Annotated in this window: 13 protein-coding genes; 2 read left to right on the top strand and 11 right to left on the bottom strand. The window is 53.1% G+C overall.

The window, feature by feature from the left end; all coding sequences use genetic code 11:
• Nucleotides 1–5 precede the first annotated feature (5 nt).
• From IT084_RS14180 to IT084_RS14165, 4 genes are all read right to left on the bottom strand, one after another.
• Nucleotides 6–938 carry an ABC transporter permease gene (locus IT084_RS14180; protein WP_195713555.1) on the bottom strand — a complete coding sequence of 311 codons (933 nt, stop codon included), beginning with the start codon at nt 936–938 and terminating at the stop codon, nt 6–8.
• Entirely contained in the window at nt 935–2023 is a 1089-nt protein-coding gene (locus IT084_RS14175) for an ABC transporter permease (RefSeq protein WP_195713554.1), read from the bottom strand. The genes IT084_RS14180 and IT084_RS14175 overlap by 4 nt, the downstream gene beginning before the upstream one ends.
• Nucleotides 2020–3543 carry an ABC transporter ATP-binding protein gene (locus IT084_RS14170; protein ID WP_195713553.1) on the bottom strand — a complete coding sequence of 508 codons (1524 nt, stop codon included), beginning with the start codon at nt 3541–3543 and terminating at the stop codon, nt 2020–2022. The genes IT084_RS14175 and IT084_RS14170 overlap by 4 nt, the downstream gene beginning before the upstream one ends.
• A 62-nt stretch (nt 3544–3605) precedes the next feature.
• The gene (locus IT084_RS14165; RefSeq protein WP_195713574.1) at nt 3606–4694 is read right to left on the bottom strand and encodes a BMP family ABC transporter substrate-binding protein; all 1089 of its coding nucleotides are present in this window, start codon (nt 4692–4694) and stop codon (nt 3606–3608) included.
• A 286-nt stretch (nt 4695–4980) separates the two neighbouring features.
• Between IT084_RS14165 and rnhA the strand changes: the two genes are divergently transcribed.
• Both rnhA and IT084_RS14155 read left to right on the top strand, forming a co-directional pair.
• Nucleotides 4981–5442: a ribonuclease HI gene (gene rnhA, locus IT084_RS14160; protein WP_195713573.1), complete on the top strand. Its 462-nt coding sequence runs from the start codon at nt 4981–4983 to the stop codon at nt 5440–5442.
• Nucleotides 5443–5503: 61 nt separating this feature from the next.
• Nucleotides 5504–5674, top strand: a complete 171-nt coding sequence (locus IT084_RS14155; protein ID WP_195713552.1) for a hypothetical protein — start codon at nt 5504–5506, stop codon at nt 5672–5674.
• On the opposite strand, the gene IT084_RS14150 is transcribed toward IT084_RS14155, so the two are convergent.
• The 7 genes from IT084_RS14150 to IT084_RS14120 form a co-directional block, all read right to left on the bottom strand.
• Nucleotides 5671–6153 (bottom strand): DUF456 domain-containing protein, encoded by a 483-nt coding sequence (locus tag IT084_RS14150; protein WP_195713551.1) that lies wholly within the window; start codon nt 6151–6153, stop codon nt 5671–5673. The genes IT084_RS14155 and IT084_RS14150 overlap by 4 nt on opposite strands.
• Before the next feature lie 96 nt (nt 6154–6249).
• A complete protein-coding gene (locus tag IT084_RS14145) occupies nt 6250–6429 on the bottom strand; it encodes a hypothetical protein (protein WP_195713550.1) in 180 nt (59 codons plus the stop codon).
• Nucleotides 6430–6485: 56 nt separating this feature from the next.
• Nucleotides 6486–6872 carry a hypothetical protein gene (locus IT084_RS14140; RefSeq protein WP_195713549.1) on the bottom strand — a complete coding sequence of 129 codons (387 nt, stop codon included), beginning with the start codon at nt 6870–6872 and terminating at the stop codon, nt 6486–6488.
• Nucleotides 6873–6899: 27 nt separating this feature from the next.
• Nucleotides 6900–8030, bottom strand: a complete 1131-nt coding sequence (locus tag IT084_RS14135) for a class I SAM-dependent methyltransferase (protein ID WP_195713548.1) — start codon at nt 8028–8030, stop codon at nt 6900–6902.
• A 14-nt stretch (nt 8031–8044) separates the two neighbouring features.
• Complete coding sequence (selB, locus tag IT084_RS14130) at nt 8045–9961, bottom strand: selenocysteine-specific translation elongation factor (protein WP_195713547.1); 1917 nt, start codon at nt 9959–9961, stop codon at nt 8045–8047.
• Nucleotides 9958–11400: an L-seryl-tRNA(Sec) selenium transferase gene (selA, locus tag IT084_RS14125; protein WP_195713546.1), complete on the bottom strand. Its 1443-nt coding sequence runs from the start codon at nt 11398–11400 to the stop codon at nt 9958–9960. Before selA ends, selB begins: the two co-directional genes overlap by 4 nt.
• A 131-nt stretch (nt 11401–11531) precedes the next feature.
• A complete protein-coding gene (locus IT084_RS14120) occupies nt 11532–13682 on the bottom strand; it encodes an acetate--CoA ligase family protein (protein WP_195713545.1) in 2151 nt (716 codons plus the stop codon).
• Nucleotides 13683–13728 lie beyond the last annotated feature (46 nt).

Raw genomic sequence — 13728 nt, 5'->3', positions numbered from 1 at the left:
CCTTCTCATCTTTCTTCCCGGTCATAAGGTAAGCCCAGGGCCCGCGGGGAACCGATGCGGTTGAGCATGTTGCGTTTTGTAACCAAAACGAGCACCACAACCGTAAAAAGATAAGGCAGCATCTTTAAAAAATGTGGGGATATGGTTACGTTCATGGTCTGCAATCGAAAACCGAGGGCGTCAATACCGCCGAAAAAGTATGATCCCCAAAGGGCGTTAACCGGGTTCCAGGTGGCGAAAATTACCAGTGCCACCGCTATCCATCCCCTGCCAGCGGTTATATTCTCCATCCAGCTGGGCACGTAATGCAATGACAGGTAGGCGCCGCCCATCCCCGCCAGCATGCCGCCAATGATAACATAGATGTACCTGGTTAAAAAAACATTTATACCCATGGAGTCAGCCGCCGCCGGGTTTTCACCCACGGCCCGCAGGTGGAGGCCGGACCGGGTACGGAAGATGAAGAACCAGAGCACAGGCACCAGGATGTAGCTCAAGTAAACCATGGGATCGTGGTTGAACAAAACCGGGCCGATAAACGGTATGTCACTCAGCACGGGTACAGAGACTTTGTGAAAAGGAACCGGCAGAGGCATCCCCACATATGATTTGCCTATATACCCGCTCAGCCCCGTTCCAAACATGGTCAGGGCAAGCCCGCTGACAACCTGGTTGGCCTTTAAAGTTACGGTTAAAAACGCGTGAATGGCGGCAAGCAGTCCACCGGCCAGCATCGCAATCAGCAGGCCGGTCCAGGGGCTGGAAGTTTTTGTCGCAAAGATAAAACCACTGACCGCTCCCGCCAGCATCATGCCCTCTACGCCAAGGTTCAGTACGCCGGCGCGTTCCGCCAGGATCTCACCCAGCGCCGCGTATAAAATCGGTGTTCCCGCGGTTACGGCGGTAGCCAGTATGGCCACCAGGATTTCCTGGTTCATCGCATATCATCTCCCGAGGGATTTGCGGGCATCCTCTTTATCGTGTAATTGGTGAGCAACTCGCCCCCCAGTACAAAGAACAGAAGCAAGCCCTGAAGCATGGTTACCATGGAGGAAGGGATGCCACTGGTTTGTACAATGTATCCACCCACCTGCAAACCAGCAAATAAGAATGCGACAATAACGATTGCAAACGGGTTGAGCCTGCTTAACCAGGCAATGATTATCGCCGTGAAGCCGTAACCGGGGCTGAGGCCTTGTTGGAGACGCCCGGCAATGCCCGCCACTTCGGACATACCGGCCAGCCCGCAGATGGCGCCGCTGAAAAACATCACCAGCATGATATTCCTTTTAGAGTTCATGCCGGCATAATGCGCGGAGTTGGGATTTTCTCCGGTTACCCTGATTTCGTAGCCCCAGCGGGTGTGGTATATGATTAAATAAAAAATTACGGTTAAAGCCAAACCGAAAAACAAACCGGCATGAATGCGTGAATTTCCCAGGGCGGGTAAAATCGCACCGGGCGAAAACTGTGCGGTCATGGGGAAATTGAAACCGTTGGGATCCTTCCAGGGACCGAAAACAAGATAATCCACCCAGAATATGGCCACGTAGTTCAACATCAGGGTGGTAATAATTTCATTAACCCCCCAGATTGCCCTGGGTATGGCTGGTATGAGCGCCCACAAACCCCCGGCCAGCATGCCCAGCAGCACCATGGTGGGCAAGACCCACCAGCCGCTTCCACCGGGAAAGGTTAAAGCGACCCATGTCGCCGCAAAAGCGCCCATATACAGCTGGCCCTCGCCACCAATATTCCATAATTGCATCCGAAAAGCCAGCGCTACGCCAATGCCGGTGAGAGTAAGGGGTATGGCTTTAACCACCGTTTCCGACAAGCCGTAACGGGAACCGAATGCACCGGAAAACATGCGGCTGTATATTTCGAAACAATTACGTCCGGATAATTCCAGAAATATTGCACCGGCAGCCAGGGCAAGAATAATGGATAAAATAGGGATAATTACATATGCGGTTGATGAAGGGGTCAACCTTTTTTCAATTACGTAACCGGGCAATATCATAACACCATTTCTCCTGTTCCACCCATCATCAAAAGGCCGATTTCCTCTATGTCAGTCATTTCCGAGGGGATAATTCCAGTGATGCGGCCGCCGCAAAGCACGCCGATACGGTCGCTTAATTTAAATATTTCTTCCAGGTCCTCGGAGATCAATAAAATGGCCATACCCCTCTCCCGTTGTTCCAGTAACAGGTTGTGCACGGCCTCGGTGGCTTTGATGTCCAACCCGCGCACCGGGTAGACGGCGATTAATAATTTCGGGTTGGAGGTAATCTCCCGGGCCAAAAGCAACCTCTGCAGGTTGCCGCCGGACATCAGCTTGACCGGGGCGTCAAGGCTGCTCAGTTTGATTTCAAAACGATTCACCAGTTGTTTTACTTTTTCATAGGCCTTGCGGCGGTTGAGGAAAGGACCCCTGCTCATCTCCCGCCGGCGGTAATCTTTTAACACCAGGTTGTCCACGGCGCCCATGTTCGGGATCAGCCCTGTGCCTAAACGATCTTCCGGTACCAGGGCGACACCATGGTCAATGACCCGGCGGGGGGAAAAACCGGTAATGTCGGTACCGTTGACGATGATGCTGCCTTCTGTTGCGCGCCGTAGCCCCGCGATTACCTCGGCCAGTTCCCGCTGGCCGTTGCCCGCCACCCCGGCGATGCCAAAAATTTCACCCTGGTGAACGGTAAAACTTACATCTTGCAGGCAGTTCCGTCCAAGATCGTTTAAACAACCAACCCCCTTTAATTCCAGAACCTTCCTTTGACCTGGCGGGGATTTTTTCTTGTTTTGCAGCACGACGTCCTGACCCACCATCAGCCAGGCCAGATCGGTGCGGTTGAACTGCCCCCGCTCCAGGGTGGCCACTGCCTTGCCCCGGCGCAATACGGTAACCCTGTCGGCAATTTCCATTACCTCGTTCAGCTTGTGGGTGATCACCACTATACCCCGGCCCGTCCCGGCCATTTCCCTGAGGTTTCTAAAAAGTTTGTCCGCCTCCTGCGGTGTCAGGACGGCGGTTGGTTCATCCAGAATCAACACCTGGGAACCGCGGTATAACATTTTCACTATTTCCACCCGTTGCTTTTCGCCGACGGAGAGCTGCCAGACCATGGAGGACGGGTTTATATCTAATCCGTAGCGCGCGGACAGCTGCGCCAGGTTGTTTTCAACGTCCTTGATATTTAAAACGGGCGCGGTGCGATCGTCGCCCAGGATTACGTTTTCGGCCACGGAAAAAGAATCGATTAATTTAAAATGCTGGTGCACCATGCCGATACCGGCGCTGATCGCGTTTCTGGGCGAGCGAAAAACCATCTTGATGCCGCGGACGATGATTTCACCCTCATCCGGCCGGTACAGGCCGGATAAAATCGACATGAGCGTGCTTTTACCCGAGCCGTTTTCCCCCAGCAACACGTGAATTTCGCCCTTCCGGACATTGAAATTCACTTTATCGTTGGCGGTCACACCGGGAAATCTTTTGGTAATATTTTTTAGCTCAACCAGGTAAGTTTCCTGCATTACTTTAGCCCCTTAGCAGTGGTTGCTGGCAGTGTTCCTGCCAGCAACCGGAATAGTGGTGATTAATTTTGAGGAATAGTTCCCTCAACACCTTCAACAAACCACATCATTTCAATCAATTCCTGGTCAGACAGCTTCTGGCCGTCCGGCACCTTGATTTCTCCTTTTTGATCCTTGATGGGGCCGGTGAAAACATCCCATTCACCGCTGATGATGCGCTGTTTTTCCTGTTCCACCAGTTGCTTGGTTTCTTCCGACACCATGGGACCAAACGGAGCCAGTCCCACTACGCCCTCTTTCAAACCACCCCAGTAAGTAAAGCTGCCATACTTGGGCGTGCTGTCCCAGGTGCCTTCCTTAATGGCCTTCACAGTTTCCACGTAGTAGGGGCCCCAGTTCCATACCGGCGAAGTCAACACTGCCTTGGGCGCGATTTTGCTCATATCGCTGTTGTAACCCACCCCGAACTTACCGGCCGCTTCAGCCGCCTGCTGCGGGCCCGGAGCGTCATGGTGCTGGGCAATTACGTCCGCTCCCGCATCCAGTAATGCCACGGCGGCATCTTTGGCCTGGGCGGCGTCAACCCAGGTATTGATCCAGACCACCTTGACCTTGGCTTCCGGGTTGACCTTTCTTACACCCAGGGTGAAAGCGTTGATACCGCGAATCACTTCGGGAATCGGGTATGCAGCCACGTAACCGATAATATTGGTCTTGGTGGCTTTACCGGCGACAAGCCCGGAGAGATAGCGGGCCTGGTACATCCTGCCGAAGTACGTCCCCACATTTTCAGCGGTTTTAACCCCTGAGCAATGAAGGAATTTAACGTCGGGATATTTTTGGGCTACTTTGATGGTGGGATCCATGTATCCGAAACTGGTGGTAAAGATGATCTTGTTGCCCTGTTCGACCAGTTGGGTGATTACCCGCTCGGCATCATTTGGATTCTCGGGCACGTTTTCCACATAATCACTGGCATCAACATAGGGCAATTCCTTTTCCAGGTACTGGCGGGCCTGTTCGTGGGCTGTGGTCCAGCCTCCGTCGTCCACCGGTCCGATGTAAACAAAGCCAACTTTTAGTTTTTCCCCTTCCGACTGGCTGGCGGGCTGTTCTTTTGCACTGTTTCCGCCGCATCCCGCGACCAGCATGGATATAAGCAACACCGTTGCCAGTGCCAGCAAAACTTTAAAATTAAACTTTTTCAAAATGTATACCTCCTCCTAAAAAAATAATAAAAAGAAAAAATACCATCCCTCCCGTCCCCATGATCGGAATTAAAATGAAAAATGCACCTAGATTTTATTCTTGCTTCTACAATAAAATCCTGCCTGGATCGACAAAAAAACACGAGTGCAATAATTGAATTAATATTGCCGGATATTAACAGGCGTGATAAAATTACCGGGCAATGTTGTATAGGGTAGGGTGATGGAAATAAAAGAGGTAGAGATTTATACCGATGGGGCCTGCAGCGGCAATCCGGGCCCGGGCGGTTACGGTACTATCTTAAAGTATGGACCGTATGAGAAGGAATTGTCGGGTGCCTATGATAATACCACCAACAACCGCATGGAATTGATGGCCGTGATCAAGGGGCTGGAAAGTTTAAAAGAACCATGTAAAGTAACCATATATTCCGATAGTAAGTATATCGTTGACGCTATGACCAGGGGATGGGTTAACAGGTGGCGTTCCCGGGGTTGGATGCGCAACGACAAGGAACGCGCCAAAAACGTGGACTTGTGGGAAAAAATTTTGCAACTGGCCGGCAAGCACGATGTGCGGTGGGTTTGGGTTAAAGGCCATGCCGACAACGAATACAACAACCGGTGTGACAGGCTGGCCGTGGAAGCCATAAACAAAGGTCCCCGGTTGAAGGATAACCAGGTTGAATAAACCGGGATTGCCCGGATATCTGTTGGGGTTGCGTCAAATAATATTCTCGAGGTGATTTTTTATGCCGGGTGATCAAAAGAACTTTACCAGCCAGGTACAAAACAGAATTGACTCGGAGGAAACCGGTGAAGAGGTACTGCGGGATGCAAGAAGAAAAAACAAGGACCTGTGCGGTTTCCAGCTGAATGAGGCCGGCGGGCCGCTGGGAGAGGAGTTTGCGGAGCAGGATTAGACCAACACGGCCCAGAAAAACCAGAAGATCATGGCTGCTTCAATCACCAGCTTCACCAGGGTACCGCCGAGCAAACCCACCAGGGTGCCGATACCGGATCGGACGGCAATGTTCAGTTTTTGCTTGTTCAGCAACTCCCCAACAATTGCCCCGATGAAAGGGCCGAAAATGATGCCGGCGGGACCCATGATAATAATGCCGAGAATGGCACCGGCAAAACTGCCATAAACGGCGTTGCGGGAGCCGCCGAATTTTTTCACCCCCACCATGCCGACCAAATAATCGACCGCATAGACAAGGGACACCGCCAGCGCCTGGCCGATAAAAAAGAAGGTGTTCAGCGTGGTAAACTTGGTAAGAATCCCGTAAACCAGCATGCCGGCCCAAATTAATATCGCCCCGGGTAAAACCGGCAGTACGGAACCGGCAAGGCCGGCGATAAAACAGATAATGGCCAGGGTCATGGCCAATACGCCCATATTGGACACCTCCAGGTAAACAGTGGTTTACTTATTTATATTAGGGTTATATGTGCCAAGTCAAGAAAAAATACGGGGCTATCAACCCCGTATTTTTTAAATATCCTCTTCCTGGTAATCGCTTCCCATTTCCAAGTCTTCCACCGCAGTGCGACTATCAGATTTGCCGGCTAATGAATCATCCTTCGGGCATCTGGTTGATGCGCACCCGGTTTTGGGGTCGACCGAACTGGAGCTGGAGCTGGAACTGCTTCCGGAGCTAAATGATTTTGACAAGATTCAAACACCTCCTGCTCTTATTTTGCCCCAATGTATTGCTATTTTACGAAGGTTTATTTACCTGCCGAGGTTTGATTTAGAAAATCTTCCACCAATTGCCGGCATATTAGTTTAATTTTATCTATTCCCTCCCTGCCTGCGTTTTCCACATGAATACCCGCCACCAGTACAACGGTGCAATTTAATGCAACCGCGATTTTTTCCGCCAGCGGTTTGGCCAGTTCATCTTCCTTGTGTCCCAGTTCGGGAATGACTATGGAATTGCAACTTGTTCCGCCCCCGGGTACCAGGCTTGGCCTGGGGTGGGTGATTACCGTGGCGCCGACATGCGGTTTATCCCCTCCAAGTAATTGAACGATTAAGCCGGATTTGGTGGAAGTGACCAAAAGGTGAATTTGAAACGGAGGTAGGCCGGTTTGGGTTCGATAAAGCTCAAGCATATTTGACCTCCTTATGGTGATTCATTATTATTTTAAACCGGTTAAACCAGGCAAATGGTCAAACCCCTTGCAAAATGCCAGCACTTTAAAAATATTGCCCATGCCGCCGGGCAACACCAGTTGTTTTATAGCCCCGGTTTTTTTCAATACTTCGGGTGAGGAAGTATAATCAGAGTGTTCCTTTAACGTATCCAAAATTCCGAGATTTAACAAGAACCTTGGTTGAGTGACCAAACCCAGTTTTGTAAGATCCAGTTCCCGGCCCCAGATGGCCAGAGCCGTAAAATTGACGTGCGCCGTTATATCTTGCCCGCCGGGGTTGACCAGCGGGTCTTCCACCAGGCGGTGTCTGCGGAAACAGCGCAGCGTGCCGTTAAAACGCTGCGGGCTGTACATTTCCGGCGCGGTCAAGCCGTAATCAATAATTAGCAGGAATCCCTTGCTCAAGCCGGCGGCCACATGGGCCAGCCAGTCTCTGGCCTGCAGGTTGACTTCAGCCCTTTGGCCGGGGGCCAGCTCGACATGCTGCATTTTAAAGTAACCGGCCAGTTCAGTTCTTGAAAGGGGGCCTTCCAGGAAATAGAAACAGTCATCCTGGATGTCCACGTATAACTCCCGCAGGCTGTGGTTATTTTTTTTCACCAGGTGCACCGGGAAAGCATCCACCAGTTCATTGGCAAAAACACAACCGATACTTTGGCCGGAAGACCTTATTTCATCCAGGCTGCCGGCCCACTTGCACTTTGTGGCGGCGGCCGCGCTGGAAGCCAGCTCGTTCCGCTGTTTTTCCCTTAGTTTGGCGCTGATTTCAACCAGGTAATATTCCAAGTGCTCGTAAAATTCAGGGTGATCCCGGGCCGCCGCGTCAACAACGTCCCTGGCCAACACGCCGGTACCGGGGCCGTATTCAACCAGCACCCAGTGTGCGGGGCGGCCGGCCAAACGCCACATTTCATGGAACTGGCGGGCCAACATGGCACCGAATAGCGGGCTTGCGGTGGGCGCGGTGTAAAAATCGCCTTGCCGGCCAATGGGGTTTTCAGCGGAGGTATAATAACCGTACCGGGGGTGGTACAGGGCCGCCTCCATGAAACGGGCAAATGTCACCGGTCCGTTTGATTTAATGTCTTTCTTGATTATTTCCTCCAACCGGGACATGAGTCACCTCTTGTTCAAGTCAGGAATTTGCCGGCCACGCGCATATCGCCGACCCGGCGGGTTACTTTTTCCCTGTCCAGGTATTCCAGCAGCGGCAGCGTATATTTACGGGATGTTTGCAGTAAATCTCTGACCTCGCCCAGGGAAATCTCGCCCTTTTGTTCCAGGTGTTCCTTGATCAGGGAAACAGCTTTACGTAATGCTTTGCCGTGAAGATAAATACCTTCGGCCAGTTTAACCAGTATGCCCCTGGCCAGCAGGTAGCCCAGCAGTTCCTGGGCTTCGGCATTTTTAATCCCCGCCCGGGTAGTGGCGTCGCTCCAGGTTGGCGGCTGGAATTCGTTCTCCAAAAATATTTTTTCCAGACGGTTTATTTTTTCATTTATTTCCGGCGGGGGCTGGGGTTCAAACCCCCTTAACGCGATGCTCTGGGCGCGGCCGGCCACTTTGCCGCGCTGATCAAGGTAATTAACCAGTACTTGAAATTGCTTGGCATTCAGGACCGTGAAATAGCGGGATCTTAATTCTTCTTTGGGGTAACCTTCCCGCAGGGGATATTTTTGATGATATTCATTAAGAACGGATAAGATTGTTTGCTCCCATCGGGCCAGAACCATGGCGGATAGATAATAATCTTCCCCTTCCGCGGTGAGTTTCACCACCCGGTCGTTATCCAGTAGCTCCCGCAAGGTGCTCCCGGCCTCTTCCTCGCTTATGCCCGCGCCGGTAGCCAACTGGTGCAGGGGGACCGGGCGCGCGGTCGTGAAAAGGTATTGTTCCACCAATTCGGAAGGCGTGCCTTTTTCCGCCGTGGACAGTGCTTCTATGACCTCCTTGCGGTTGCGCTTGTGTTTTACGGGGGCCGGGTCAATCACAGTTCCCCCTCCGATAGTGCGCATAGGTGAATAGGACCTGATTACAAAATGGTCGCCCCGGGCCGCGGCGACGGGGTCTTCCAGTTGCAATTGAACATAGGCGTCTTCACCGGGCTTCAATTCTTCCCGGTCAAGTAAAACCACCCGCCCCAGTATTTCGGCGGTGCCGAGATAGACTCTGACCCTGGCGCGGTGTTTTAACGGCTTCGGGGCGCTGGGTAGGAACTTCATCCTGGCGTCCAACCGGTGAGACGGCTTTAAACTGCCCGGCGCCGCCAGAACATTGCCGCGCTTGATGTCGCCCGTTTCCACGCCGGACAGGTTGACAGCGACACGCTGGCCCGCTTCGGCCATGTCCACCTTTTGGCCGTGAACATGAATGTTGCGCACGCGGGAAACCGTATCACCGGGATAAACTTGCAGATTGTCCCCCGGGCGGATTTGCCCGGAAAGCAAGGTGCCGGTGGAAACGGTACCGAAGCCGACGACGGAAAAAACACGGTCCACGGGCATACGCGGCGGCCCGGAAGATTTTTTTTCATCGACGCCGGCTACCAGTTCATCGATAACGTGGAGCAATTCATCCAGGCCCTCACCGGTGACCGAAGAGACAGCGACTACTCTGGCGTTTTCAAGTACGGTGCCGCGCAGGAATTCTTGAAGTTCTTCTCGAACAAGACTAAGCCATTCCTCATCCACCAGGTCTTTTTTGGTGATCACCACAACGCCTTTATCTATTTGCAGTAACTGGATAATTTCCAGGTGTTCCCGGGTTTGCGGCATAACTCCTTCGTCCGCGGCCACCACGAGCATAACGATGTCAATACCACCGACACCGGCCAGCATGTTTTTAATAAACCGTTCATGCCCCGGAACATCAATAATGGCGGCGTTATGACCACTGGGTAATTTTAATTTGGCAAATCCCAGTTCAATGGAGATGCCCCTTTCCTTTTCCTCTTTGAGCCTGTCTGTATCCACACCTGTCAGGGCCTTGACCAGCACGGTTTTTCCGTGGTCCACGTGACCGGCCGTACCGATAACGATATGCTTCAATGCGCCGCCACACCCCCTCGTTCCAGCACTCTGGTTATTACGTCCGCCAGTAAGTCGTCCTCACCCGGTAAAAGGGTGCGCAAGTCAAGAATCAACCTGTCATCTTGCAGTCTTCCGATCACGGCGGGTTCCTCTTCCCGCAGCATCCCCGCCAATTCAGTGACCGAAAGATCCAGGGGCAATACTTCCACCGCCAGGGAAGGCAGCTCCGCGGTCGGCAGAGCGCCGCCGCCAGTGGCCGATAATGTTTCCACCGTGTTGAACCGGGCTTTGTCTCCGGCCCTGCGGCGAAGCTTTTCGCACAGATCGATGGTCCGTTGATTTAGTTTCTCCCGGCCCGCGGTCAGCATGCTCAATGTTGGAATCTTGCCCAGGGCGTTTTCCGGTTCGAGGTATTCCCTTAACGTGGCTTCCAGAGCGGCCACGGTGAATTTATCAATTCGTACGGCACGGGTTAGTGGGTTTTTCTTCATTCTGTCGATGTATTTTCGCTTGCCGACAATGATTCCGGCCTGGGGGCCGCCCAGCAGCTTGTCGCCGGAAAATGTGACCACGTCCGAGCCGGCCTTGACCACTTGTTGCACCGTCGGCTCGCCGGGCAGGCCCAGGGTTTTGAAGTCCACCAGGGAACCGCTGCCCAGGTCGGACATAACTGGTAAACCAAATTCGGCGCCCAGGGCTACCAGTTCGGCGATGGATGTTTCCCTGGTGAACCCGACAATGCGGTAATTACTGGTGTGCACATGTAACAACAGTGCTGTTTCTGAAGTAATGGCGTTTCTGTAGTCGGTGGGGTAGGTTTTATTGGTGGTGCCCACTTCCACCAGGCGGGCCCCGCTTTGAGCCATCACCTCCGGGATGCGGAAAGAGCCCCCTATTTCAACCAGCTGCCCCCTGGAGACAATTACCTCCTTGCCATTGGCCAGGGTGCCCAGCGCAAGCAATACGGCCGCTGCATTGTTATTGACAACCATCGCGGCCTCGGCCCCGGTCAGGCAGGTCAATAAATTTTCCACCGGGGCGTAGCGTGAACCCCTCTTGCCGGTGTTTAGGTCCAGTTCAAGGTTGGTGTAGCCCGAGGCCGCGTTGTTGATGGCCTGAATGGCACTTTCCGCCAGAACGGCGCGCCCCAGGTTGGTATGCAGCACTACGCCGGTCAGATTGAGAACCCGGCGCAAGTTTGGACGATTAACTTTTTGTGCATTCTGTACGGTTCGATCAACAACCTGCCCGGTGAGCAAATCGCGAAAGTTCCCATCCCGGAGCTCCTTCAGGTTGCCCGCTGTTATTTCGTCCCTGATGTGTGCAATTGCTTCCCTTACCGCTTCCAACACCAACGACCTTGGAATTGAACTGAGCAACGATACAACTTTCGGTTGATTCAGCACTTCGTCCACTGAGGGTATATACCTGAACAAAGTTTTGTTCACATCGGACATATTGATCCTCCAGCATCAATTATCTTATACATTATATGGCAGCAACTCTTTCAGCGCAAGGGTATCAAAAAACCAAACAGCTTAAAAGGTAAAGGATTGCCACACGGCAACCCTTTATATCATACCGGTAATTATTCAATAATGATTAATGCATCCGCGGCGCATGCGCCTCGTCCTTCCGGATACAGAAGCAGAGGGTTGATGTCCAGCTCGGCAATCTGCGGAAAGTCTTCCGCCAGGCGGGAAACGCGTTGGATAAGGCCGATCAGGGCCTCCTTGTCCGCGGGCGGGTTGCCGCGCAGCCCCTCCAATACTTTCTTGCCCTTTAACTCGTCCAGCATTTCCCTGGCGTCCAGGGGCGAAACCGGAACCACCCGTACGGAAACGTCCTCCAGCGCCTCCACAAAAATTCCGCCGAGGCCGGCCATCACGGTTGGACCAAACACGGGGTCCTTGCTTACACCAACAATCATTTCGGTTCCCCCGGGGAGCATCTCCTGAACCAGCACGCCTTCAATCACGGCTTTTTCATTGTAATTCCGGGCGTTGTTGATGATCTTTCGGAAGTTCTCCTTTACTTCTTCCTCTGACGCCACGTTTAAGATCACGCCGCCGGCTTCGGTTTTGTGCAGAATGCCGGGGGAAATTATCTTCATTACCACGGGATAACCGATGGAATTGGCCGCATCAACAGCCTCTTCCGGAGTGGTGGCGAGTATCTCCCTGGTGGTTGGAATGCCGTAGGCGCGCAGGACCTGTTTGGCCTCGTATTCAGTAAGCTTTGTGCCCGGAGCCAGGTTCAGCAGTATTTTACCGGCCTGCTCCCGGGCGCCGGGCGGTACGGGCGGAGCTGCTTGTTTGGCGCCTTTGCGGGTACGGATATACTCGTTATAATCCGCCAGCGCGGCCAGGGATCTGATGGCGAAGTCCACCTCTCTGGCGGCCGGCACCAGGTGCTCGTTTAAGAACCGCAGGGCCTCCCGGGCGGGGTCTTCCGGTCCCCAGACGATGTTAAACACCGGTTTGCCGGTATTTCCGCTTACCCGGACCATTTGCTCCAGGTTATTCCGGTCGCCATGCAAGGCCCAGTACGCGGCGATCAGGATGTCGACACCGGGATCGTTAACCACTATTTCGGCACACTGTTGTAACAGGCCCGGCTGGGTCATGATGGCCGAGGTGATGTCCACCGGGTTGGCCGAGGAAGCAAAATCCGGTAAAATCCTGTCCAAACCGGACCTGGTTTCTTTGCTGAGTTCGGCGATTTCGAGCCCGTATTGATAACATTTATCCACCAGCGCTACGCCGCTGCCACCGGAAGTCGCCAGGATGGCCACTCTTTTACCCCGGGGAACCTTGTTTGCGGCCAGTAAGCCCAGCATGATCTGGTATTCTTCCAGGCTTTCCACCCTGATGATACCCTTTTGTTTAAACACGGCGCTGTAAACTTTATCGGACCCCACCAGGGCTCCGGTGTGCGATGCGGCGGCCCTGGCGGCAGCCGGGGAACGACCCGCTTTGATCAACAAGACGGGTTTGTTGTTGGCCAGGGCCATATCCGCGGCCTGGAGAAATTTTTGCCCGTCTTTGACCCCCTCCAGGTAGCCACCGATAACCCTGGTACAGCTGTCCGAGGCCATAAAACCCATGTAATGGGAAAACTCCAGGTCGGCCTCATTACCTGTGCTTACAAAATGGCTGAAACCAAAGCCCTTTTCTTTGATCATCTGGTAAATGGCGGACCCAAAACCGCCGCTTTGACTGATGAAGCCAAGTAAATCAGGCACCAATACCCGGTCGGGCAATTCAGTAACCGCGAAATTGGCCATCAAAGCGTTGCGCGCGCTGAAAATGCCCATACAGTTGGGGCCGCAAATGCGCATGCCCGTCTCCCTGGCCAACCTGGTCATTTCCTGCTGGATTTTCACGCCTTCGGGTCCCACTTCGGCGAACCCCGAGGTGAAAATGATTACGCCTTTGACACCCTTTTCAACACACTCGTGCAGGGCATCCATGGTCATTTTCGCGGGTACCGCGATGATGGCCAGGTCGACTTGATCCGGGATGTCTCTCAGTGCCGGGTAACAGGGCAAATTTAACAGGGTTTGGTATTTGGGATTAACCGGGTAAATCCTGCCCTTGAATCCGCACTGGGTCAGGGCCACCAGCGGCTGGCCGCTTGGTTTCAATGGGTTGCTGGAAGCGCCGATGATTGCCAGCGACTCCGGTTGAAAAAGGGGTAACACGCTTTTAATTTCCTGTTGAAAGTCCGGCGTTGTCAATGTGATTCCTCCTCACCCAGGCAATGAATGAACATTCACTCTATTA

Source organism: Desulfallas sp. Bu1-1 (assembly GCF_015594625.1).
Taxonomy (GTDB): Bacteria; Bacillota; Desulfotomaculia; order Desulfotomaculales; family Desulfallaceae; genus JADNRQ01.
The sequence above is the reverse complement of the archived record's forward strand: the minus strand, read 5'-3'. Positions and strand labels throughout refer to the sequence as shown.